The 22952-nt window shown below is 35.0% G+C and carries 18 protein-coding genes; 8 read left to right on the plus strand and 10 right to left on the minus strand.

Annotated elements, in window-relative coordinates; translation table 11 throughout:
• Positions 1–11: 11 nt before the first annotated feature.
• The 3 genes from P3F56_RS09530 to P3F56_RS09540 all read right to left on the minus strand — a co-directional run bounded on the left by P3F56_RS09530 (position 12) and on the right by P3F56_RS09540 (position 2255).
• Positions 12–593, minus strand: coding sequence for a thioredoxin family protein (locus P3F56_RS09530; RefSeq protein WP_281152622.1), 582 nt, complete (start codon positions 591–593; stop codon positions 12–14).
• 34 nt (positions 594–627) lie between these two features.
• Entirely contained in the window at positions 628–1719 is a 1092-nt protein-coding gene (locus tag P3F56_RS09535) for a tetratricopeptide repeat protein (protein ID WP_281153794.1), read from the minus strand.
• 299 nt (positions 1720–2018) lie between these two features.
• Positions 2019–2255, minus strand: a complete 237-nt coding sequence (locus tag P3F56_RS09540; protein WP_281152623.1) for a PLP-dependent aminotransferase family protein — start codon at positions 2253–2255, stop codon at positions 2019–2021.
• 32 nt (positions 2256–2287) lie between these two features.
• Here P3F56_RS09540 and P3F56_RS09545 point away from each other — a divergent pair, with 32 nt between their 5' ends.
• Both P3F56_RS09545 and P3F56_RS09550 read left to right on the plus strand, forming a co-directional pair.
• Positions 2288–2434, plus strand: coding sequence for a hypothetical protein (locus tag P3F56_RS09545; protein WP_281152624.1), 147 nt, complete (start codon positions 2288–2290; stop codon positions 2432–2434).
• A gap of 910 nt (positions 2435–3344) precedes the next feature.
• Complete coding sequence (locus tag P3F56_RS09550; protein ID WP_281152625.1) at positions 3345–3842, plus strand: HNH endonuclease; 498 nt, start codon at positions 3345–3347, stop codon at positions 3840–3842.
• On the opposite strand, the gene P3F56_RS09555 is transcribed toward P3F56_RS09550, so the two are convergent.
• On the minus strand, positions 3843–4055 hold the full coding sequence (locus tag P3F56_RS09555) for a hypothetical protein (RefSeq protein WP_281152626.1): 213 nt from the start codon (positions 4053–4055) through the stop codon (positions 3843–3845).
• A 288-nt stretch (positions 4056–4343) separates the two neighbouring features.
• On the opposite strand from P3F56_RS09555, the gene glyA reads away from it, so the two are divergent.
• Together glyA and P3F56_RS09565 are read left to right on the plus strand one after the other, a co-directional pair.
• A complete protein-coding gene (gene glyA / locus P3F56_RS09560) occupies positions 4344–5627 on the plus strand; it encodes a serine hydroxymethyltransferase (RefSeq protein WP_281152627.1) in 1284 nt (427 codons plus the stop codon).
• Between the two features lie 100 nt (positions 5628–5727).
• Positions 5728–6807 carry a glycosyltransferase family 4 protein gene (locus P3F56_RS09565; protein ID WP_281152628.1) on the plus strand — a complete coding sequence of 360 codons (1080 nt, stop codon included), beginning with the start codon at positions 5728–5730 and terminating at the stop codon, positions 6805–6807.
• Positions 6808–7596: 789 nt separating this feature from the next.
• Here the strand turns inward: P3F56_RS09565 and P3F56_RS09570 are convergent.
• Both P3F56_RS09570 and P3F56_RS09575 read right to left on the minus strand, forming a co-directional pair.
• Complete coding sequence (locus P3F56_RS09570) at positions 7597–8514, minus strand: spermine/spermidine synthase domain-containing protein (protein ID WP_281153795.1); 918 nt, start codon at positions 8512–8514, stop codon at positions 7597–7599.
• A 46-nt stretch (positions 8515–8560) separates the two neighbouring features.
• Positions 8561–9742 (minus strand): aldo/keto reductase, encoded by a 1182-nt coding sequence (locus tag P3F56_RS09575; protein WP_281152629.1) that lies wholly within the window; start codon positions 9740–9742, stop codon positions 8561–8563.
• Between the two features lie 771 nt (positions 9743–10513).
• On the opposite strand from P3F56_RS09575, the gene P3F56_RS09580 reads away from it, so the two are divergent.
• Complete coding sequence (locus tag P3F56_RS09580; protein ID WP_281152630.1) at positions 10514–11773, plus strand: bifunctional folylpolyglutamate synthase/dihydrofolate synthase; 1260 nt, start codon at positions 10514–10516, stop codon at positions 11771–11773.
• 51 nt (positions 11774–11824) lie between these two features.
• Positions 11825–13567, plus strand: a complete 1743-nt coding sequence (locus tag P3F56_RS09585) for an ABC transporter substrate-binding protein (RefSeq protein ID WP_405054794.1) — start codon at positions 11825–11827, stop codon at positions 13565–13567.
• A 1419-nt stretch (positions 13568–14986) separates the two neighbouring features.
• On the opposite strand, the gene P3F56_RS09590 is transcribed toward P3F56_RS09585, so the two are convergent.
• Genes P3F56_RS09590 through ntcA form a run of 3 tightly spaced genes read right to left on the minus strand, consistent with a single transcriptional unit; the run spans position 14987 to position 17608 of the window.
• Positions 14987–15388: a pre-16S rRNA-processing nuclease YqgF gene (locus P3F56_RS09590; RefSeq protein WP_281152632.1), complete on the minus strand. Its 402-nt coding sequence runs from the start codon at positions 15386–15388 to the stop codon at positions 14987–14989.
• A gap of 47 nt (positions 15389–15435) precedes the next feature.
• Entirely contained in the window at positions 15436–16905 is a 1470-nt protein-coding gene (locus tag P3F56_RS09595) for a DUF3084 domain-containing protein (protein WP_281152633.1), read from the minus strand.
• Positions 16906–16930: 25 nt separating this feature from the next.
• Positions 16931–17608, minus strand: a complete 678-nt coding sequence (gene ntcA, locus P3F56_RS09600; RefSeq protein ID WP_281152634.1) for a global nitrogen regulator NtcA — start codon at positions 17606–17608, stop codon at positions 16931–16933.
• Positions 17609–17839: 231 nt separating this feature from the next.
• Here ntcA and fabI point away from each other — a divergent pair, with 231 nt between their 5' ends.
• Entirely contained in the window at positions 17840–18616 is a 777-nt protein-coding gene (gene fabI / locus P3F56_RS09605; RefSeq protein ID WP_281152635.1) for an enoyl-ACP reductase FabI, read from the plus strand.
• A gap of 635 nt (positions 18617–19251) precedes the next feature.
• Here fabI and P3F56_RS09610 read toward each other — a convergent pair.
• Positions 19252–20589, minus strand: coding sequence for a folate/biopterin family MFS transporter (locus tag P3F56_RS09610; RefSeq protein WP_281152636.1), 1338 nt, complete (start codon positions 20587–20589; stop codon positions 19252–19254).
• A 1585-nt stretch (positions 20590–22174) separates the two neighbouring features.
• Between P3F56_RS09610 and P3F56_RS10615 the strand changes: the two genes are divergently transcribed.
• Positions 22175–22345 carry a GAF domain-containing protein gene (locus P3F56_RS10615; RefSeq protein ID WP_405054795.1) on the plus strand — a complete coding sequence of 57 codons (171 nt, stop codon included), beginning with the start codon at positions 22175–22177 and terminating at the stop codon, positions 22343–22345.
• Positions 22346–22952: the final 607 nt, after the last annotated feature.

A 22952-nucleotide genomic window follows, 5' to 3' on the forward strand; every position in this document is an offset into this window, starting at 1 on the left:
TGTTGAAGAAATTAACTATAGTAGGAGGGTTCATTCCCAGGTTTCCATTTGATGCTGCAACCCAGACTGGGTTTTTGGTCATTGTTAACAGGTTTTCCCTCTAAAATAGCTTCTATTGCCGCTCTTAGATCTTTACCCGTGACGGGGATATCATTCCCTGGACGACTATCGTCTAATTGTCCCCGATAAGTCAACTTAAAGTCACTATCAAAAAGAAAAAAATCAGGTGTACAAGCGGCGGTATAAGCTTTAGTTGTTTCTTGACTTTCGTCGTAACAAAAAGGAAAATTAAATCTTAATTGTTGAGCCATTGCTTTAAGTTTTTCAGGAGAATCATCAGGATGATTAGAGATATCATTGGCACTAATAGCGACAATTCCTAACCCTTGTTTAACATAATCTTCACCTAATTTAACTAGTTCATTTTGAACATGCTTAACAAAGGGACAATGCTGACAAATAACCATGACTAGGAGAGCTTTTTTATCAGCAAAGGTATCTAAAGAAATATGTTTTCCAGATACTACGTCAGGTAATTGAAAATCGGGGGCTTTTGTCCCGAGGGGTAACATCGTTGAAGGGGTTCTTGCCATAGTTTTGATTTTTTAGCTTTAGGTTAAAGCTAGTTTACAGTTCCTCTAGTAATTTATCAACTTGCTCAACCCCTTTGGTATTATCTTGCTTTTCATATAATTGGCGGGCTTGTTTCAAGGTTTGTTTGGCTTCTCTTTTCCTTTTGCGTTCTTTATAAGCTAAGCCAAGATAATAATATGGTTCAGGAGTTTCTGGTAGCATACGAATCAATTCTCGATAGGTAATAACAGCCCCCAAATAATCTTCTGTTGCCAACTGAATCCTTCCTACTCCAGCACGAGCTTCTGTTGAACTAGGATATAAGTATGTAATGCGTTTATAAGTTTTGAGAGCGTAGTCGAGCTTATCTTGTTGTTCTAACAGTCTACCAATTTTTAACTGAATCTTTACTATTCCTGGAGCAAGTTTTTCAGTAAGTTTCAACTCTTCAAATGCCTGTTCAACCTCTCCCTTTTCTAATAAAGCTGTTGCAAATAACAATCTTAAATCACTATTATGAGGGAATCTTTTCACGGCATTATCAAGATACTTAATCGCCTCATCAATTTGCTTTTGTTGAATCAAAGAAGATCCCATAATGTTAAAAGCTTCTGGATTATTGGGATTAAGGGCAATAACTCGTTTATAAGCTTGTGCTGCCCCTTCATAGTCATGTTGACGCAACAATACAACTCCTAAACCGATATAATTTTTCGCTACTTTGGGAGCAAGTTGAATGGCATAATAATAAGCTGATGCAGCGTTAGCATTATCATTAATATTAGCTAGACTAAATCCTAGGGCATAGTAGAATTCTGCATTATTAGAATCAAGAGTAAGAGCTTGTTGATAAGCTTTAATAGCTTGTCTATAATTCCCTTTCTTTGCGTATAAGAAGCCAATTCCTGAAAAAATTCGGGGATTTTTTCCATCGAGGATTGCCGCTTTTTCATAAACTGCAATAGCATTGTTATAATCTTCGGCATCTACATATTCTCGACCTAAACGAAGGAGCTCTTTTAGCTGATTACTTTGGGCCGATCGCTGGACAAGAAATTGGGGAGAGAAGGGACTTGCGATGGCTGGAGAAATTAGGCCACTCACTAATACACTGATTATCCAGGGTAAAGTTGTCTTGGGAAACATGGTGTTAGAATTTTTGTGACAATTATCCACAAATCTTTAATCGTAAACTATACTAACCTACTTGCTTGATGATCAGTATTTACCAAAACGTTTGTCAATTCATACAGTCAGGTTATATCGAGGCGACTAGCCTATCTCGTTCAATTAGTGAACTTCCTCAAAAGTTACCCTGATATTTATTTCAAGGATTCTAAAAAAAATAAAGCATTTTCAGGACAGTAGTTGTAACCCATCAACCTAATAGTCGAGGTTTCTTTATTCGCTAAAGCTAAAATTGCAAGATCATAGGTTTATAACCTCTATTTTAACTCTTCCAAACTAAAGACTTCTCCCCAAAGTTTAGTAGGTTTGTGAACCTCTCCCCCGTGGTGACTAACCATATTTACTAAACAATGGCTAAAATATTTTATGACTCTTGCTAAAACCTTATCTCCAAGTTCAACTACTTTAGCTAAAGTTGTTTCCGTTCCTACGCTTTCGGTCCTACTTACAGAAATCTTTAGAGGGCGATTAGTTTGCAACACGTAGCGCAACAAAGTTTGTATTTTGTCTATTAATTAGAGATAGAATGGGCCGGTTTGCCGGTAGGAGAAAGACTCGTGACTGCGAGGCCCGATGGTTTGCATTAGAGATGCCAGGGGCTGATAAAATACGGGAAAAAAAGTTAAAAGATCAGGGTAGGGAAGAAATAAAAATATTCATGGTAATCTTATGAATCTTAATATTATTTATCTCAACTTTAGAAAATTTAGGAAAAAGATGATTTTACTTAAATGGTGATGGTTTTTAACGATAAAGTTAAGAAATAAAACATTGGGGAGCTTACTTTTATCTCCAAATGGGTAGACTTATCAACTTTTTTTCAATCCGTTAGTTTAATCATTGTGAGTGGGAGTTTTGGTATTCTCCGGCTTGAGGTTTAGGTGATCCTCAACTTTCTCCTAATCAACCTGTTTCTAATTTTAGTTTACCCACCAATAGCGAGGATGGGAAAGTAACTTTTTCAGACTTTTAATAACAGTATAGGTATTGTATTTCTACTCTAAAGAGAGTACTGCCGATTATACCCTATAAGCACGGCAATTTTAGCCTAAATTATGCATATTTAAACTCAAAAATGCTAATATTTTGAGACTTATTGTAGATGATGTCAATTCCCATGCTCGATTCTCTGATTTAAAAGTCTTAGAATTTCCTTTATCCGTAGATACAAAAGGCGAAGTAAGTAGAATATAAGAATTATTTTTGATGTAATTTTCTTGAATTCATACCTATTTAATTGATATTTAAGGAATTTTCCAAAAACAGTTTCTGGACGTACGTAGTGTCATTCATAATGCTGAGGTTTTAGCCCATCTTAACGATTTAGAAACCCAGAAATCTTAAGTTTATCCGCAGTTGGATCTTGCCGAATTAGTTAGGTACAAAGTTAACTTCAGATAGAAAACTCATAACTTTTTATCCGTGCCGTGACTCATCAGCTATGTAATATTTTTACCGTTCAGTTTTTTGATGAATTTTTATTTTTTTTACTTCCAGAAAAATGAAAAGAGCAACTAGTTTACTGGGGGACATCCTTTATGTTAGCATTTGGGGTAAATTAATCCGATATTCTTCGATAGCCTATGGGCAAGGTTCTAGTGTTAAATGCCTCCTACGAACCGCTCAATATTACTAGTTGGCGAAGAGCAGTTATCTTGTTACTCAAAGGGAAAGCTGAGCAATTAGAACATAATGAACGGCTAATTTATAGTGACTTTCCTTTGCCTTCAGTCATACGACTGCGTCAATATATTCGCATCCCCTACAAAGAAATTCCCTTAACTCGACGCAACATTTTTGAACGTGATCGCCATACCTGTCAGTATTGCAACTATCGGGGGGAACAATTAACTCTGGATCATATTATTCCCCGTTCACGAGGTGGAGAAGAGACTTGGGAAAATCTAGTTGCTGCTTGTGTTCGTTGTAATGTCAAAAAAAGAAACCGCACCCCAAAAGAAGCCAACATGATTCTGCACCGCGCTCCCCGTCGTCCTTATAGCAGTTTACATTTTGAACTCATTAAATATACTAGAGGAAATCTCAATCACAAATGGCGCAAGTATGTGATTGGAATTTAATCATCTTAAAATTTCTTCTACCTCGGCGACCTGAAAGCCCATCTGACACTGATAACGTTCCGGTTGATGACTTTCCAAGTTTTTGTGAACAGAAGACCCACAACCGAGTTTTCCCTGTTTCCAGCGAGGTAATCCCTGATGATTCGCTAGTAGGCAGTCTTGACATACTGTTTGCGCTGATAAAACACTTTCTTGAGTCAGGATAACCAACATATAAAAAACCCATCGCTCCCCAATTATATTGAATACATTGTAGTAGATTAAATAGCGAATCTTAACCTCAATTTCTTAAATCGCCACATAGCTTAACTATTTTTCTCAGTAGTTTCTAAACAACTCTAAATGGAAGTATTACCCGTTCGGATAGCTATAAATTCTCTATCTTCATAATTTTTATAGGTATTCTTAAATTTTCCTGGCTTAGTTTGTCAGCAAATTTAAATTTATTATAATGGATGGTTCTGGGACATTATCTTCCAATATAAAAAGGATTAAGCAACAGTGACTAATACTAACTTAGATTTTTTAGCCCAAAGTGATTCAATGATGGCTGAAATTATTCACTTAGAACTCCAACGTCAACGGGATCATCTGGAGTTAATTGCGAGTGAAAATTTTACTTCTCCAGCTGTTTTGGCAGTCCAAGGTTCCGTATTAACCAATAAATATGCAGAAGGACTACCAAAAAAACGGTATTATGGTGGCTGCGAATTTGTGGATCGCGCGGAGCAGTTAGCCATTGATCGGGCTAAAAAATTATTTGGAGCCGCCCATGCTAATGTTCAACCCCATTCGGGAGCACAAGCTAATTTTGCCGTCTTTTTAGCTCTCCTCAACCCTGGCGATACCATTATGGGGATGGATTTATCTCATGGAGGACATTTAACCCACGGTTCCCCTGTTAACGTCTCTGGGAAATGGTTTGAAGCATGCCACTATGGAGTCAATCCGGATACAGAACTGCTTGACTATGACCAAATTAGGGAGTTAGTCCTCAAAAAACGCCCAAGAATGATTATATGTGGCTGTTCTGCCTATCCTCGAATTATTGATTTTGAGAAGTTTAGAGCGATTGCAGATGAAGTGGGAGCCTATTTAATGGCTGATATTGCCCACATTGCCGGATTAGTAGCTAGCGGCCATCATCCTAACCCTATTCCCCATTGCGATGTTGTCACAACCACCACTCATAAAACCCTCAGAGGTCCCAGGGGAGGATTAATATTAACCCGTGATGTTGACTTAGGGAAAACATTTGATAAGGCAGTCTTCCCAGGAATTCAAGGGGGTCCATTGGAACACGTAATTGCTGCTAAGGGGGTCTCTTTTGGAGAAGCCCTCAAACCTGAATTTAAAGCCTATTCAGGACAAGTTATTGCTAATGCCAAAGCCTTAGCTAATCAATTGATGACACGGGGGTTTAAATTAGTGTCTAACGGCACAGATAACCATTTAATGTTAGTAGATTTGCGCTCTGTAGGAATGACCGGTAAGGAAGCTGATCGCTTAGTTAGTGAGATTAATATTACCGCCAACAAAAATACTGTTCCTTTTGATCCTGAATCGCCCTTTGTCACTAGTGGGTTACGATTGGGAGCTCCTGCATTAACAACGCGGGGAATGAAGGAAGAAGAATTTCAGGAGATTGGTAATATTATCGCTGATTATCTCCTTTCTCAAGGAAAGGAACGGGTTAAACAAACCTGTTTAAATCGGGTTAAATCTCTGTGCGATCACTTTCCATTATATCCCCATCTAACTATCCCCGTCTCCGTTTTAGCCTAACTTACCTTTCGATTCTTAAGGTCGTTTACACCCCTAACAAAAATAGAGTAACGTAGGGTAAACTTTTTCAGATGTGACTCCCGGCGCGTTAGCTAAACTCATGCCCATCCCACCAGCAGAATTATTCCATATTGTTGCTTTCCTGATTGCTATGATTGTCGTTTGGTGGATGACTCCCCTCATCAATCACATCGGTTTAAAAACGGGTTATGTGGACAAACCCAATGAGCGAAAGATGCACGAACGTCCCATGGTGCGTTTGGGGGGAGTCTCTGTCTTCACCGGAACTATTACCGCGTTGCTGGTAGTTTGGGGGTTAGGGGGGTTTGGTTGGCTACCTCCTAATAAAGAATGGGAAATCTGGGGAGTCACCTTAGGAGGGGTATGTTTTTTCCTCATCGGATTAGCTGACGACTTATTTAATTTAAGTCCTTTGTCCCGTTTGATCATCCAAACAGTTGTCGCCAGTGCTGCTTGGGGAGTAGGAGTTCGTATTGATTTCTTCTCCATTCCTTTTGGCGGTTTAATTCAGATTAGCGATGGGTTAAGCATTTTGCTGACAGTCATTTGGTTAGTGGGGATGGCCAATGCAATTAATTGGATTGATGGATTAGACGGTTTAGCAGCTGGAGGATGTGGAATTTCTGCAGTGGTGATGTTAGTGTTAACTCTATTTATGAACCAACCGGCTGCTGCTTTAATTGCAGCAGCCCTAGCTGGAGGGGCGTTAGGATTCCTTCGTTACAATTTTAACCCCGCTCAAATTTTTATGGGGGATGGTGGAGCTTATTTCATGGGATTTACTCTTGCTGGAGTGGGGGTGATTGGGTTAGTAAAAATAGCAGCCGTGACGACGGTGGCAGTAACGGCAGTTTTATTGCCTTTTCTGGTATTAGCTGTCCCCATTGTGGATATGTCAGCGGTTATTATCTCACGTTTAAGTCAAGGAAAATCTCCTTTTAGTGCGGATAAACGTCATTTACATCATCGTTTAATTAATGCAGGAATTTCCCATCGTTTGACGGTGTTGTTTATCTATGCGTTGACGTTATGGGTGGGAAGTTTAGCCTTGGGATTTTCTAATATTCCTAGTGGTTGGGGCTTTGCAACCGGGTCAACCTTTTTGTTAGTATATGTAGGCTGGCAGGCTTGGCGTAAGAGTCGTAAAGTACGAGAATAGATAAAAGAGTGGGAGAATCAAGGAGTAGGGAAAACTGGTTTTCGGCAAAAGTAAAAACAGTGACTTTAAGATACTGCAAACTAAACTAAAAAGGCTGTCTGATTAAAATTGCGATGCAAGTGATTATTCAAAACCGGAATACCATGTAATTAGTAGATTAATTCAGATTCTCTTCTAAGCTAAATAGAAAGATGTTTTGATATAAAGGGGAAAACTATCCTCATACAATTTCTGTAAAAGGATGACTCATTCTCATATTCCTACTAATTAACTCATTGTTAATAAATACATTGATAAATCAATATAATGGGTTTTCTGATACTTTTCTTTAAAAGAATTTAATAATTAGATATCAAAAATATTGATTAACTAATAAAAAACTAATAATTGAAAATAGTCTCTATATTATTACTAATACTAAACATAATGTGTTCCTTGAAAGACTACATAATTTTAATGATTAATGAAAGTCTAATTCTTTAACTCTATTGTTAAAGAATATATTTAAAGTAAAAATTTTGGGAGTTATTAGCTACTAATTTATCAGACTCAGTCCAAGGTATTTTTGTATTGTTCCTATTGGTTGATTATTGCTTAATAAGGATAAACTTTTTATAAAAAAACACTATTAATGACCTCTAATTTCAGTATAGATTGACTGCTTTTAGTTTATAACTTTGCCTTTGTATCTTCTACCCAACAATAGATAATTTAAATTTTTAAGTCCTTCTTTTTATTACAATTTATCTATAAAATTCTAACAGAATTTTATAGATAAACTCAATAATCTTAAGTGACTTTCCTAAAAGGATCATAAATCTGAGTTTGAGTCTTAATCGCATAACGAACATAGGTGGGTGTTTGGAAAATTCCTAATAAAGTTTTTCCGTCGATAAAACGCAAACCTCCTGTTGTTTTCTCAGCCAATAGTTGGTCTACTATAGCAGGATTAGGTCTTGTATTGATAGAATGTTCTGAACAGAGAGCGAATCCACAAAAAGAACCATTAATAGGAATGCAATTAGAAATAGAATGGACCCAGGGAAATACTGTTCGTAAGGTATTAATTAAACAGATATGTGTATCTAATTCTGCTGGGGCAATAGACCCAGCTTTGACCATTATAAATCCCCCAGGACTTAAAATCTGCTTTAATTTCTTAAAATAGTCTTGGGTAAATAAAGTACAAGATACTCGTTTATTGATAGGTTCTATTAAGTCAGAAATAATAATATCCCATTGTTTAAAAGTAGTTTCTAATATTGGTAGGGGATCAGTGATGGTTAACTCGACACGAGGATCATCAAAAGCATTTTGGTGCATTTCTACAAGGTTTTGACGACAGGCTTCCACCACTTCTTCATCAGGATCAATCATCCATACTTTTTCGACATTTTTCCATCGTAAAACTTCCCGTAATGTTGCGCCTTCACTTCCCCCCAAAATAAGCACGTTTCTCGGGGACTTATAAGATATCATAGCTGGATGAACCAAGGCTTCGTGGTAAATAAATTCATCTATACTACAAGACTGCCATCTACCATCTAGAATAAGGGCTTTACCATAAGCTCCTGTTTCCACAATATACATCTCGTGGTAAGGAGTAATTGTATGAGCTAAAATTTGACTAATTCCATGAATATAAAGATCCCAAGGGGTAATATATTCATTCATCCATAGAACCGGTTGATGCTTTTGAGTACTCATCATATTTATTAACTAGTTAAAGCGAAATAATAGTAATACAAATTGCTTACAGCTGAGACAGACGTTGTACTAATTCTCCCCCTAATAATTGATGAGTTTCTACTAACAATTCAGGAATTTCATTCTGATGAGGACTATTGACTAAACAAGGTTTTAAATCAAATTCCTTGACTCTTTCAGCATTCTGACCTGGAAACCAGTGTCCTCCATTTCCCAACAAATTATATCGCATAATTCCATAGTCAATCATGTCATAGGCAAGAGCTAAATTTCTCAGCCATAAAATTACTGGGATATTAATATTACCTGGAGTTTCGCCTTGGCTTGGCAAGCCAATATGCCAAGTTCTATACCAAGTTTCTCCCAAGACTTTAATACATTCTTGCTCTAACTTTTGAAGAACTGGGGTTAGTATTTCGTGAGGATTACCTAAATAAGATAATGTCTTTAAATGTTCATCAAAATCCTTTGGACAAGAGGCCCCTAAACTCAATGTATGGATTTGAGGATAGGATAAACAGAATAAGTCATTAAAGACAATAGGACTTAAAGGTTGACAGAGTTCCACCAACTTTTGTGGAGGCTCATAGAGTTTACCCCCTTTGTCAGAAGGACTAATAATAAACACACCCATATCACGTTCTCTCGCAGCTTTTATGGCTGGCCAATTATTTTGATTAATGTAATACCAATGTAAGTTAACATAGTCAAAATAATCAGTATTAATCGTTTTCATAATAACCGCTGTAGAGCCATGAGTTGAAAAACCAATAAACCTTATTTTTCCCTGTTTTTGTAATTTTTTAGCTTCCTCTATATAGCCTCCTGAGCGTATACAAGATTCGAGTATTTCTAAGGTATTAATTCCATGAATTCCTAGTAAATCAACATACTCTAAGTTGAGTAGTGAGAGTCCTTGATTGAACTTACTGCAAAATTCTGTTACTCCTCCTTCTGGAACAACTTTTGTTTGAATAATTAACTTTTCTCTAGGTAATTTAGGTAAGATTTTTCCTAACTGCACTTCAGACGTACCGTAAGCTCGCGCTGTTTCTATGTGATTGATTCCTACTTCTAAAGAACGACGAATAGTTTTTTCTAAGTTCTGTTGATTATCATCAGGAATATCTTTCAAAGGAAAATCTTGCCATTTATATTGATAGCGCATTCCGCCACAAGAAAAGATAGGCATTTCCAACTCAGTTCGACCAAATCGTCTATACTGCATAATTTTTTTTTAGGTAATGAATAGTATGATTTATTGTAAACAATATTAGCTCTTCTAGACTGAGTAGACTAAAATTACAACTAATAGCTTTAAAAGCTTTTATCTCGACTAAATCTACGTAATCATTACAAAATAAGATTTTTAACCTCTTGTTGTTATGCTGCTGTCATAGCTAGTCTAAAAAAGCTACAAAACTGCACCATCCTACACAATTAGGAGCAGTTTGTTAAGTAAAGAATTAACGAATTGTATTGTACGATTTCCCTGCCTCTCTCAACAATAAATCTTTTGATAATGAGACTTTGCTCAAAATTCTAAATGCTCAACTTGTTGACCTTCAAGTAATGACAAGTAAAAAGTAGATACAGAGTTTTTCTTAAAAAAAAAATTAACAATTCTCCCCTATAGGTTCAATGAATTGACCGGGGGAGGGCCAGTTGAATTATTGTTGTGTTTTATAGAAAAAACTTCTCTCAGGGGCTATACCTTGCCTTTCGTAATAAATTATCTTCGGTTTCGTCGCTTACTAAAGTTATTTTTTCCAAAAGACTAAATATTCCACAGGTTTGGCTAAAATATCGAGAGCTCTCTCCCCAAAGTTGATGTTGAATGTATGTAATTTTGCTACTGTGAATATCTTTCACTGTCTGTAATCAATAGTTGATAACTAGGGAACTAGGGGGGGACATTATTCTGATAATATTTAAAGATCTTAAAGAGTGTTGATATAATTATTGCCTACTAATAAATTATGATGGATCCTTAAATTCAGTGACTATTAATTCCTTACTCCAATCTTTTAGATTTATGGGAGTGAATCTAGGGTTAGACCGAATTCAAGCCCTATTGAAATCCTTGGATAATCCTCACCATTGTCTTCCTGTTATTCATGTTGGAGGGACTAATGGCAAGGGGTCTGTTTGTGCTTATCTTTCTTCTACATTAACTGAAGCTGGTTATCGGGTGGGACGTTATACTTCGCCTCATTTAGTTGACCCCACAGAGAGAATTTGTATCAATAATCGACCTATTCCTGAAACAGACTTTGAAAGAATTCTTATTAAGATTAAAAGCCTTAGTGATTCCTATGAGAATAAACCGAGTCTATTTGAAGTAATGACTGCAACAGCATGGGTTTATTTTGCTCAACAAAAAGTAGAAATTGCTGTTATTGAAGTAGGATTAGGAGGGCGGTTAGATGCGACTAATATTTGTAATAATCCCTTAGTTACAATTATTACGTCTATTAGTCGAGAACATTGGCAAATACTAGGTCCAACGCTGACTGATATTGCTTACGAAAAAGGAGGTATTTTAAAACCCAAATGTCCCGCCATTATTGGACAACTTCCGTCAGAAGCAGAAACTGTTATTAGAGCTCGTATTAAAGCGTTAAATTGTCCTTCACTTTGGGTAAAACCTGCTATAGCCATCAAAGAGAATTGGGGTCGATATCAGGATATTAGTTATCCCTTACCCCTATTAGGAAAAGTTCAATTAATGAATTCTGCTTTAGCAATCGCAACCTTAAAAGTATTACAAAAAAAAGGATGGAAAATTCCATTAGCTGCTATTCAAAAAGGAATGAAAAATACTCAGTGGTTGGGAAGGTTACATTGGACAAAATGGCGTGATGTTTCTATTCTAATTGATGGAGCACATAATGGAGCAGCAGCCACTGCTCTACGAGATTATGTAGATACATTAAACAAACCGATCACTTGGGTAATGGGAATTTTATCTACAAAGGATCATGATAAAATCTTTGAAGCTTTATTGCGATCACAAGATAATTTATATTTAGTTCCTGTTCCTGATCATCAAACTGCAAATCCAGAAGACTTAGCTTTGTTGGCAAATAAAATTTGTTCTCAGTTGAGCAGTATTAAAATATTTTCTGATGTTTTTCAAGCTTTAGACAGAGCTGTTGACGATTCTGAACATGCGATTATCCTTTGTGGTTCTCTTTATTTAATTGGTTACTTTTTTAAGACAACTTTAGCTATGGGTCCTGTTGATAAGATAGAATAATAAGTCGGGGTAAATCATCAGATGAATAATTTTATGGGATTGCAAAACTTAGTGACTTTTATGTACAAACGAGGTCTAACTTTTATTCTCACTTTTTTCTGTTTTTTACCTCTGACGAGTTGTATCACAACAGGCAATACTAATCAAGCAGTTTTCTCTTGGATCAGTGATCCTAAAACTTTTAATGCTGTGCTTAATAGTTCTTCTCCGAGCATCTTTCAATATACTTATGAAGGACTAATTTCAGAAAATCCTATCACTGGTATTAAAGAACCTGCTTTAGCAGAGTTTTGGGATATTTCCGATGATCAATTACGAATTATTTTTACCTTAAGAGAAGGTTTAAAATGGTCAGATGGTGAACCATTAACGGCAGATGATGTAGTTTTTTCTTATAATGACTTATATCTCAATGAAGAAATACCTAATAATTATCGAGATAGTTTTCGGATAGGACGGGAAGGAACATTTCCTAAGATTAGAAAACTTGATAACCGGCGTATTGAATTTCAAATAAATGAACCATTTGCACCTTTCTTGGATAGTGCAAGTGTTCCGATTTTGCCAGCTCATATTTTACAAAAAACATTAATTCAAAGAGGAAGTGATGGTAATCTAGCTTTCCTTTCAACTTGGGGAACCGATACACTTCCTGAGAAAATTATTGTCAATGGACCTTATAAACTAAAAGACTATATAACAAGTCAACGAGTTATTTTTGAAAGAAATCCTTTTTATTGGAAAAAAGATAAACAGGGAAATCAACTTCCTAAGATTGATCGAGTCATTTTTGCAATTGTGGAATCAACCGACACATCTTTATTACAGTTTCGCTCAGGAAGTTTAGATTCTATTGGGATAACTCCAGAATATTTTCCCTTATTAAAACGGGAAGAAAATAGAGGTAACTTTACTATTTATAATGGAGGTCCTGCTTACGGAACTACATTTATATCATTTAATTTAAATAAAGGAAAACGAGAAGGCAAACCTTTAGTAAACCAGATAAAATCAGAGTGGTTTAACAACTTAAATTTTAGAAGAGCAGTTGCTTATGCTATTGATCGTCCCCGTATCATTAATAATATTTATCGTGGGTTAGGTGCATCTCAAAATACTCAAATCTCTGTACAAGCTCCTTATTATGATAAGTCTATTCAAGGCTATGAGTTTAATCTTGATAAAGCCAAAGAATTGCTTCAGCAAGAAGGCTTTTTTTTAAATAAAAAAGGAGAACTTTTGGACAAAAAAGGAAATAGAGTTCAGTTTAGTTTAATTACCAATGCAGGAAATAAAATTCGAGAAGCAATGGGAGCGCAAATTAAAGAGGACTTAAGAAAACTGGGAATACAAGTTGATTTTAGTCCTTTAGCTTTTAATGTATTAATTGATAAGTTAAGTAATTCCTTGGATTGGGAAGCTCATATCATTGGATTTACTGGTGGGAATGAACCCCACGCCCCTAATATTTGGTATACCGATGGCAACTTACATATGTTTAATCAAAAACCCCAGGTAGGACAAAAACTCATTACTGGACGGGTTGTTGCAGACTGGGAAAAGGAAATTGAACAATTATATTTGGCAGGAGCACAAACATTAGAGCGAGAAAAACGTAAAGAAATCTATAGCAAAGCACAGCAATTAGTCTCGCAATATCTTCCATTTATTTATTTAGTTAACCCTTATTCATTAGAGGCTGTTAGAAATCGCTTTGAAGGAATTGAATATTCACCATTAGGAGGAGCATTTTGGAATATTGAAAATATCTCAGTTCAAGAAATGAGTGAATGAGAAAGTTAAAAACTAAAATTAGAACACTCTATTTTAAAAATATAGTATTGATGTATTTTGGTTGAAAGTAATCCAAAAATGAAGACTTTTTCTAACTATTTTGTTCAAACTAAATCTAACTTAAGTTAATTAAGTTGTATAAAACTTTGAGCAAAGAAATCTAATATATAGTTAGATGCGAAAAGTTAAGTTTTTATGTCCAGAAAACAAGACCAACTTGCCACAATTGAGAATAATCCCTACCTTTGCAATTTGGGATACAAATATGCTGAAGTTGACCGTTGAGTCCACTGCTTTTAAACAATTGATTATGTTCAATATCCCATACCGATGGCTAGGTAACATTTGTCGGATATAGAAACAACACAACTGACTGACGCACTACACTTCATTGAGCAATTCCTTGATGATGACTCTGATACAATCACAGAATCGACTATCATTCCCTGGGGCATCACCAACACATACTGCAAAATACATGGAGAGATACCTTATTTTGTTGTCAAAACACTTGAGGCGATTACTTATGTAATTGTTCTTACACTCATATGTTCTCTAGCATACCATGAACATATGACTGCGCGGCTGCTCGTTTCGTATTCAATGGCAGATTTAACAACTATGACTCGGCTAATATATCTTAACTATTAAACTGCAATGATATACAATGGATTGGCAGGTGTAGAAGAAAGAAACAAATAAACTCCTCAGTTAAATTTTCTGAGCAAATAAAAACTTGACATTGATTAATTAGTTAAATTTTCCTATAAACTTTTCCTTGTATAAGATTAGCAACATCTCACAATTTAATCAGACAATTTTCTTAAGTAGATAAAGAAAATTTAGTTAATTGAGAAGGACGATAAACTAAAGCTAGATTTATCTCAAATTTAATTTCTAGGCTAGGTTCTCCATTACTTTAGTTTATTAGTTTATAGATGTTTCCCCTATTTTCTTCGTTTGAAATTATTATTCTTCTCAAGAAGAATTTATTTTCCCAGTTTATTATTTTTTTTAAAAATTTTCTGACTACAATTATAGTTGATTGCTGTAGCGAGCTCACTATTTTTGAGAGTCCACATCTAAGACACTTTTCAAAGTAAATGCTATCTCCTTAATTTTAAATATTTTTTATTTTTTAGGTATTTGCTTTTTGTTTTAAGTGAACGAATATGTGAAGCTAACTTATATTTTCTATAGATGGTCTCTATCTAAATTATTTGCCTATTATTGGAAATATTTTTAACAACCAAACTTAGGATAAAAATAAGATACTAATCAAAAAAATAGTTAATATTTTTACTATTTTGTAGAGTGAGCAAGTGTTTTACTGTATCTGACTACTAAAAACAATTATTGTATTTGTCTATCCTACTGTATTAAAGTTTATTTTAAAAAAGTTTTTTAATAGTTCAATCTTTATAAGTTATTTCTATTCAAATATCTTTCAATCAACACAATAGCCACAATATCATCAATAGGACGGGAAGGAAACCTCATGCCGAGAGGAATTATCCGAGTTAGTCCTTGAAGTGGATACATTTCCCAATAGCGATCACGAGCTTCTAAACTACTATTACGTTCATCGACCATTTCAATAGAAACAGAAGAAGAAAGTTTACTTTTTAATTGCTTTTTCCACTGTTTAGATGTTGTTTGATTACCCATCACTAATAAGGTAATTGGGAACTGTTTACAAAGAGATTGTAAAGTAGCGATCACATCTTCAGAATTGACCACTTTATGATAAGGAAATTGTCCTTGATCATTCCTTACTGCAACACCGCATTTATCTCGTCCAGGGTCAAATCCAATAATCATTTTAGGTTTGTTTAAATATTAACTATCAAGTATTAACTATAAACTATTTAAGTCCCCAAAATAACCTCACCATCTTTAGTACCAATTAAGCGAATTTTAAGAGGTCCAATAGTATAGGTTTCTTCGGCCGCAATCGCTTTAATTTCATCTAGTCCTTCCTCCCTAGCACTGATTTCTTCAATAAAATTAACAATAGTTTTTAATCGTCCATCTTCAACCTGAATATTCCCTACTACGCCAGCACGACGTGCACGAAATTGGGTTGCTGCTAATAGAATATCAATACGTTGTTGAATACTTTCTTCAGTCATATTAGAGGTATCAATAGAAACCATAGCAATCGTTTCTTCTTGATTAAAAATCTTTTGATTAACTACAATATCAGCAAAAACTCTCACTTCTTTTTCTCCTTCAACATAATTACCAGCCGAAATAATTCTTACTACAAAATTTTGATCTTCTTTGAGTTGTTGAGTTAATTGTTGTACTTGAGCTTTAGTGATTTTTACCACCCGTTCTGATGGTTTGACATCATTACTACCAACTGCCTCAATAGCTGATTCATTAGCCCGTCTGAGTAGTTCATCCACCACTTGAAGAACTGCATTAGGAGAGACAATTCGAACGGCCCCTAGAGCTAATACTTGGCCTCGAACAATAGCAATTTGGCGTTCCCGTAATTCTTGATATGTTTGATAGTATTGCTCTAAAACTTGAACTGCTTTTCTAAGATACTCTAATTGAGATTCTAACTTATTTAGTTGAGACTCTCTACTTTTCAAGGCAAAATCTTTTTGATTAATTGCTTTGTCAAGTTCGGCAATTTTACTATCTCGTTGTTCTATTTCAGTTTGTAATTGATTTTGCTGGTTTTCTAAAGATTGAAAACGAGTTTCAAGTTCTTGCAAATGAGTTTGTCTTTGTTGAAGAATTCGATTTTGAACTGCAATTTTTTCCTGACCCTTTTTAAGTTCTTCATCTCTAGCGTGAACCTGTTCATGAAGTTGGGTAATTTGTTTGTCAAGCCTAGTTTTACTCTCTAAAAGTTCCTTGCGTTCTTTAAGAAGAGTTTGAATATCTTTTTTTAATTTTGTTGCTTGATCGGAAACCGATTTCAGTTGAGCTTTAGCATCTTCGAAATTATCGTTAATAGACTTAAGACGTCGTTGGGCGAGATTTTGTAATTTTTTAGCAGTTTGGAATTCTTGGGCTACGTCTTGTTTTTCTTGAGAAACCTTTGCTAAATCGGCCTGAGCCGTTCGTAACTGTTTGAGGATTTCATCGAGACGAAACAGCCCTTCGCGCAATGACTTACTAAAAGTAAATAAAATACCTAGAGTAGAGCCTGCAATAAGGGTTCCGGTTAATACTGTTACGACAATAGCCGTATTCTTCGGACGGAGATTCCATAAACGGAGTCGAGCTTTACCTACTTTAGTGCCTAAGCGATCGCCCAAGGCAGCGATTAAGCCTCCGAGAATGAGAATCGCTGCAATTAAGATATAAGCACTGGTCATTTGTGATCAAGGATGATTGAATGGGTTAGGTAAATTGTTGACTGAGGGCGACAGGGTTATGAACAGTAATTTTTTTCTTATAAATGGAAATCATCTCTTCTTGACGTAAATCTCCTAAAAGACGAGTAACAGTAACACGGGTTGAACCAATAGCTTCAGCGATCGCCTGATGGGATAACTTTAAATCAATACGAATTCCCTCAGAAGTAGGAACTCCAAAATCCCGACATAAAATCAACAAAAAACTAACAAGACGCGAACCCATATCACGGTGTGCCAGGGTTTCGATCATCATTTCTGTTTGTAAAATCCGTGAAGATAACCCTTGAAGCATCAACATAGACAAATCGGGCTCTCTTTTAAGAGCTTGCTCCACTTGCTCGATTGGAGCGGACAACAATTCTACACGCGTGAAGGCAACTGCATGATAAAAACGATCTGAGCGTTGCCCTGTAATTAGGGACAACACCCCAAAGACACTATTCTCGCGCAACAAAGCTACAGTAATTTCTTCCCCAGCTTCATAAACACGGGAAAGTTTTACGGCTCCTTTCAATAAAAAGTAGACTCTTTCGGCTGGATCACCTGGAAAAAAAATTGTTTTACCCCGTTCAAAGGCTTCAACGAAAGGGGGATAGGTGCCGCCACCGATACGGCGAAAAACAGCTGCTAGGGGTTTATCTTGAGACAAGGATGCTTCCATCACACTTTGATATTAAGGGCAGTAAGTATAGACTCTATTAAACAGACAGGTGATTGTTAACTTCAGTATAGACACAATACTTTAATCTATCTTCAGAGGTTTTTGCTACGTTTTGCTTCACAATGTTCCTATTGGGATGAGAAGTTCCCAGTTCTGTGAAGATTATACTTACCCATCTTAAACAGTGGGAGACTTCATTCGCTAAAAATTGAACAATTGTTGATAATAATTATGTTAGATCTCACCGGAAAGAACGCGCTAGTAACAGGAATTGCTAATAGTCGCTCTATTGCTTGGGGTATTGCCCAACAAATCCATAAAGCTGGGGCAAATCTTGGTGTGACCTTTTTACCGGACGAAAAGGGTCGTTTTGAAAAAAAAGTCCGGGATGTCGTAGGAGCCCTAAATCCGTCGATTTTTGTCCCCTGTGATGTTCAAAATGAATCTCAAGTGAAGGCAACCTTTCAAGCCGTAGCGGATACTTGGGATAAACTCGATATTCTTATCCATTGTCTGGCCTTTGCAGATAAAGAAGGATTAACAGGAGATTTTAGTGGAGTGTCCCGTGAAGCCTTTTCCAAATCTTTAGAAATTAGTACCTTTTCTTTGGCTAACATGGCTAAATATGCTAAGCCCTTAATGATCGATGGAGGAAGTATTGTCACCCTCACCTATGTAGGTGGGGTCAAGGTGATTCCTAATTACAATTTAATGGGAGTGGCTAAAGCAGGTTTGGAAATGAGTATGCGTTATTTAGCGTCTGAATTAGGTTCTAATAACATTCGCATTAACGCCATTTCTGCCGGTCCTATTCGTACTTTAGCTTCATCGGCAGTAGGGGGTATTCTTGATATGATTCACCACGTAGAAAAAGTTGCTCCTCTCAAGCGAACCGTCACCCAGTTAGAAGTGGGTAATGCAGCAGCTTTCTTATGTAGTGATCTCGCCAGTGGTATTACAGGACAAGTACTTTACGTAGATGCTGGCTATGAAATAATGGGGATGTGACTTATCCTCAACATTGATTTGGATAGCAGAATGGGAAGAGATAATTAGCAAATATCTAGGTTCAATTTAAATTGAACCTCCCGATACTAGGGACAAAATCTAATTAGAAGTTTATCTTAACTGTACAGATAAATTGTATGAATAATTGAATATATTTCAGTGGGATAACTTGAAGTCCAAGAAATTGTTCTCGAACGAAACTTCGCGTAAAGTAAAAAGGAAAAACTACCCAAAAATTGTAGGTTTTCCTTTTTTTTGTCTACCTCAATAGATCACAATATTTGTGATCTATTGAGGTAGTGTAATATACAAACATTTTTTTACAAGTTGTTTTATCAACATTTTTTCATAAACAGTTTCTAAGAGAAATTAAATCAAGCTTTTAGTTTCTTTTACCTGTCTTACATAGGTATCCGATGAAATTATGGATATGTAGGTTACTGTCAAATTAATTAAATAATTACCCGTTTAAATTGATAAATTATTCATAATAATCTAATTTTATTAGAGATTATTTTTCAGTAAATTTAATTGATAAGTTGGATTATATAGCAATATTAACAATGATTTAATCTGTTAGTTTAAAATCTTAAGATATTATTTCTTTATATTTCTATAGAAGGTTAAATATTAATTTATAGTTCCTCTATTTTAGGATCGGTAGCTGGTAACCAACCTAAAAAAGGGAGCGGTAACAGAGTTGAAAGATTGGTGATAATAACTAGTATCCAGAGGCTATCAAAGTTCGTTTGTGTTACCCCTAACCATTGAGTTAATAATGCCCCTAATTCATGGGATACTAACCCTGATAAGTTCAGAATAGACATAAGTAGAGCAAAGAGGGTAGCTTCAATGCCTTTAGGACACAAACGAGCAGACAAAACAAGGATAGGCATAAAAGTAATTTCTCCCATGACTGTGAGAATTAAACTATCCCCTAAACTAAACCAGCGATCATTGATTCCTATCACTCGATTAGTATGAGTTACTAACAGTAACATCGTCATCCCTAAGCCCGAGGAAATAACAATACTCCAGCCTAAAATACGCCGAAATGGAACTGTTTTAAGGAATTTTTGATAGAGTCCAATTCCGACTAGAGCAGCTATACTGGTCACTAGGCGAACTAGCCCTAAAAATTCAGGGCCAAATCCTAATTTATTGGTGGTAAAGTAAAAGAATGCTGAGTCAGCATTAGGTGTTGCTTGCCAGATAAAAATAAAGACAACGGGGAATAAGATCGATTTTTGTTTGAAAGCTTTCCAGAGTTCTTGTAAGTGTTGCTTGATTGGAGACTTTTTAAAAGCTGTTTTATTGGCATAATTTTGATTAACTGGTTTCTCGGTAATTAACCCAGCAACCATTGCAACAATTAAGGGAAAGACAGCAGTAATAACAAAAATCGTTTGATTACTCAGATGTTGTAACAACCAACCACTTAGATAGGCAGTAATTAATCCCCCCAATGCAGAAGTTCCCCAGGTTAAAGATTGCAAAGAACCTGCTTTTCCTAAAGATTCTTTTCTTGCCCTTTCTACTACTAAAGAATCTACAATAACATCACTAATGGCGACAGAGAGGGAGATTAGTAGTAAACTAATAGTGGCAGACCAAGGATCATCGACAATAGTTCCTAGGGTCATCCAGACAACGCTACCTAATACCCCTGATAAAATTAAATAGGGACGACGGCGATAACCAAAGATAGGTAAACTATCGGACATGAACCCAAAAACAGGTTTAATTACCCAAGGCAAGGCAGCAATCCCAGTCAATGCGCTCATTTGAACTGGGGTCAGTCCTAAATCATCTTTGAGGAAGAAACTAATCGCTAAACGGGCTAAACCCAAGATTCCTTGGACGAAATAGACAGTTAAAATTCCCCAGAGTTCGGGGGTAGATTCATTGCCTAACAAAAGCGTATTAACAAAAGTGTCTTTTATCTGACTAAGTCTGGGTAAGGCAATGGTCATAAAAATCAATAAAGTTTTATTAACTATAAATAGATGATAAGCTATAATGCAATTTGTGTCTCGACGACTTAGTCAGTGATTTAACACTATTGAAGTTGACGATGAGGTAATCGGAAAAAAAGTAAAAATAATAATTATTTCTACCTTTTTTCCAAAAGATAAAATTAATTCCTCGTTTTCTACTTTTTAAGACCATTTAATTTTTTTTTATCTTTATTTTAACTAGGTTAAGTAACAAAATCTCAATGAGTGTATCTATGTTAAGGTCGATCTTAAATTTGACTTGCGACCCAAAAATTCTATCTAGAACAAGAACAAAAGTAAAAAAATTTTTTTGAATACAAAATGCTGGAAAGTTGAATAACTTGCAGATTGGGTAAAACTATTAAAAAATATAATTATAAGAACATTTTATAGATAGGTTATTTAAGGAACAGGAAGGTTGTGTTATTCACTGATAAGTGGAAAAAATAAACTTTAAATGAAGAGGATATTCAATATTTTGAAGAGCTATCAGCAAAAGATGAAAAACTCATAATAACTAGCAATTATCTAAATTTTTTAAAAAAATAGAAGAGTCAGATGCTCTCTAGGAAGAAACGGTAATTTTTTCAAAAATGGCTAAAGATGTTAACAAATCAAAGTGAGGATGAGAATTGATCCATCTTCTAAAGAAAAAGAACCTGAAAGAACAAAACACTTTAGATAAATAAGTAGATAAAGCTAAAAAATACAGTGATTATTAAGAATAATCACTCGGTGTATACGAGTATTTAAATTAACGCAAAACTGAAACAATGAGCATAAAAAGGATTATATCTATGTTTTCCACTAACTCATAGTCCAGAACTAAATATTATAGAAATAATAGAACATAAACAAAATTAAATAAAAACTAATTAAATTATCAGAAATATATTTAAAGATGGATATTATTCGGTTTTAATAATTGAATAAAAAGTTTGTTAGATACAACACTTGAAGAGATAATAAAATCAATACAAATCTGACTTTAACTATCTAAATATAAAAATATAAAATAATTTTTTAAAAGGTTTATCTATAGCTATTCATGTAATTTAATCTGATTAAAAGAAAAATATCTAATTTTGAGTTATATTTCATGCTAACTACGACAAAGTTTTGGGGATAAGATAAAAGTCTTATTGTCTGTAGAATAAGTTATATCAAGGGAATAAACTGAACAAAAATTTAAAAACATTTGAACTCTAATATAGAAAAGTAACAAAAGATTACAAAGATATATTTATTCATTATTTTTTTGCTAAGTATAAAAACTTACTGACTGCGGGGTTACAGCTATATTGTCTAATTAATCCAACGTCAAAGTTGATTTTTTTATAAAAAATCATAAAAAATTTACTGAATTTTAGCTGTTTTAGGGATCAATTTTTATTGATAGTAGCAATACTTAAAAATGTGAATGTCGCTAGAAAAGTGTGAAGTAAATTCTATATTTTTTCTATAAAAATATTACTTTTCAACTTTTTTCAAGCTATTGATGTGTATTGTTTAAGACAATAATCAAATAGTTGAACTGCTTCACGAGTGATTCAAACCGTCAATTAGGGGCGATCCTGATCATCTGTATCAAACTAAATTTGACAAAGGAACTTTACAGTTATCTCCCCGAAAATTATTTCTCTTGTGGAAGAAGACTGTTAGATTAAAATCTTTGCCTTGGAAAGCTGTTGAAATTAAAGGTAATTGCCAACATTATTCTATGTTAAGCTGATGAATTAGCCCGAGTATTGAAATACCCTAACGCAGAACTCAAGAAATTTTCCTACATCACTACCCACAACTTGCCAAAACTCTTCAACTAAGTCTCTAAATTATGTCCAGTTATTGAAAATGCCTTATGCAGACGCTTTAAATGAAGATATAAGTAACTTTATTACCTTGGCGATGGAGAAAATTAGCTTGATAAAAACGTTTATTGATGATGTTTTAACTTATTCTAAAGTGAATATATGGCCATATGCGGTTAGTTGAATTTGAACTGACTTAAGCAGTAATCTCTTTAGAACTGACGATTGCTAACCTGAGGGGATGCATTTATCAAACAGAGGTTATTATTCCCCATAATTTCTTACTGACAGGTATAGCTGAGCATACCCAGTTAATGCAACTATTCCTCAGTTTAATCAGCAACGCTGTTAAGTTCTTTAGCGATAAAACCACAGAGATCCATAATCTTAGCCAAAAATCAGAGTGTTATTAGTTAGTTCTTCTTAAGAAAAGATGTTCAAATTAGCATTAATTTTAATATTATGAGCGAATTTTTGTTATTTTTAAACGAAAATATATCGATAATAAATATTGAGAAAGGGAAATGGGAC

Source organism: cyanobacterium endosymbiont of Epithemia clementina EcSB, assembly GCF_029919255.1.
In the GTDB taxonomy this organism is placed as follows: domain Bacteria; phylum Cyanobacteriota; class Cyanobacteriia; order Cyanobacteriales; family Microcystaceae; genus Rippkaea.

What these genes read in the sequence shown, in the direction of transcription:
- P3F56_RS09530 (WP_281152622.1), bottom strand. Translation starts at nt 593, where the DNA reads ATGGCAAGAACCCCTTCAACGATGTTACCCCTCGGGACAAAAGCCCCC.
- P3F56_RS09535 (WP_281153794.1), bottom strand. Translation starts at nt 1,719, where the DNA reads ATGTTTCCCAAGACAACTTTACCCTGGATAATCAGTGTATTAGTGAGT.
- P3F56_RS09545 (WP_281152624.1), top strand. Translation starts at nt 2,288, where the DNA reads ATGGGCCGGTTTGCCGGTAGGAGAAAGACTCGTGACTGCGAGGCCCGA.
- P3F56_RS09550 (WP_281152625.1), top strand. Translation starts at nt 3,345, where the DNA reads ATGGGCAAGGTTCTAGTGTTAAATGCCTCCTACGAACCGCTCAATATT.
- P3F56_RS09555 (WP_281152626.1), bottom strand. Translation starts at nt 4,055, where the DNA reads ATGTTGGTTATCCTGACTCAAGAAAGTGTTTTATCAGCGCAAACAGTA.
- P3F56_RS09565 (WP_281152628.1), top strand. Translation starts at nt 5,728, where the DNA reads ATGCCCATCCCACCAGCAGAATTATTCCATATTGTTGCTTTCCTGATT.
- P3F56_RS09570 (WP_281153795.1), bottom strand. Translation starts at nt 8,514, where the DNA reads ATGAGTACTCAAAAGCATCAACCGGTTCTATGGATGAATGAATATATT.
- P3F56_RS09575 (WP_281152629.1), bottom strand. Translation starts at nt 9,742, where the DNA reads ATGCAGTATAGACGATTTGGTCGAACTGAGTTGGAAATGCCTATCTTT.
- P3F56_RS09590 (WP_281152632.1), bottom strand. Translation starts at nt 15,388, where the DNA reads ATGATTATTGGATTTGACCCTGGACGAGATAAATGCGGTGTTGCAGTA.
- P3F56_RS09595 (WP_281152633.1), bottom strand. Translation starts at nt 16,905, where the DNA reads ATGACCAGTGCTTATATCTTAATTGCAGCGATTCTCATTCTCGGAGGC.
- ntcA (WP_281152634.1), bottom strand. Translation starts at nt 17,608, where the DNA reads ATGGAAGCATCCTTGTCTCAAGATAAACCCCTAGCAGCTGTTTTTCGC.
- fabI (WP_281152635.1), top strand. Translation starts at nt 17,840, where the DNA reads ATGTTAGATCTCACCGGAAAGAACGCGCTAGTAACAGGAATTGCTAAT.
- P3F56_RS09610 (WP_281152636.1), bottom strand. Translation starts at nt 20,589, where the DNA reads ATGACCATTGCCTTACCCAGACTTAGTCAGATAAAAGACACTTTTGTT.